We start from the raw sequence: 1039 nt of genomic DNA on the forward strand, positions 1-1039 counted from the left end.
TGTGCTGGGATCCCGCCTCTCCGCTGCCCGCCGAGCTAGTGCGGGCGGTGCGAGGCTTGGTCGACTCGGCAGGATAATTTGCAGGGGGAGCGCGCTGCCGGCCCCTCAATTCTTGGAGTCTGTGGATTCTACTGGGTGAGTGGCGACTTGGCCAAGGAGGGCACAGCGATGCTGGGGGCAATTGCGGGAGATGTAATCGGCTCTGTCCATGAGCATGCTGGCACCAAAAGCAAGGACTTTCCGCTATTTGTGGAAGGCAGCCGCTTCACCGATGACACCGTCCTCACGGTTGCCGTCGCTGAGCGGTTGCTGCGCGGCGGTAGCTACATCGATTGGTTCCACGAGTACTTCCACGCCTACCCACACGCCGGCTACGGGAGTAGCTTCAGGCGCTGGGCCCAACATCGCTGCCGCGAGCCGTACCGCAGTTGGGGCAATGGATCCGCCATGCGAGTCAGCCCCATTGGCATTGCCGGCAACACGCTGGAGGAAGTGTTGGCCGAGGCACGGGCAAGTGCGGAGGTGACCCACAACCACCCGCAGAGCATCCGCGGCGCCCAGGCTACGGCAGCCGCCGTGTTTCTCGCCCGCTCAGGCTACACCAAGGCAGACATCAAAGCCTACATCGAGCGGGAGTTTGGCTACAACCTATCCGAGCGGCTGGACGACATCCGGGAACGCTACGGCTTCGACGTCTCCTGTCAGGGCTCGGTGCCTCAGGCGATCATCGCCTTCCTAGAGGCAGGGGGGTTCGAGGACGCAGTGCGCAATGCCATCTCGCTTGGCGGAGATGCAGATACGATGGCCTGTATCGCTGGAGGCATTGCCGAGGCGTTTTTCGGCGGCGTGCCAGACGAGATTGCCTCCAAAACCCTGGCCGTCCTAGACGAGCGGCTGCGCGGCGTTGTACGGGAGTTCCAAGCGAGGTTTGTGGATCGGCTAGCCAGACCTTCCATCACGTAGGATGGATCCCGTCAAGCCCCGAGAGCCTCCTTGGCCGCATACATAACCTCTAGAGTGATCTCGGTCAATCCCCGCT

At 62.5% G+C, this 1039-nt stretch carries 1 protein-coding gene; it reads left to right on the forward strand.

The genetic code is table 11. The features are described 5' to 3' along the window. Positions 1-135 precede the first annotated feature (135 nt). Positions 136-963: an ADP-ribosylglycohydrolase family protein gene (locus NW863_RS13160; RefSeq protein WP_414366896.1), complete on the forward strand. Its 828-nt coding sequence runs from the start codon at positions 136-138 to the stop codon at positions 961-963. The last annotated feature ends 76 nt before the right edge of the window (positions 964-1039 follow it).

Origin of the sequence: Synechococcus sp. B60.1 (genome assembly GCF_047462555.1) — a bacterium.
Lineage (GTDB): Bacteria > Cyanobacteriota > Cyanobacteriia > Thermostichales > Thermostichaceae > Thermostichus.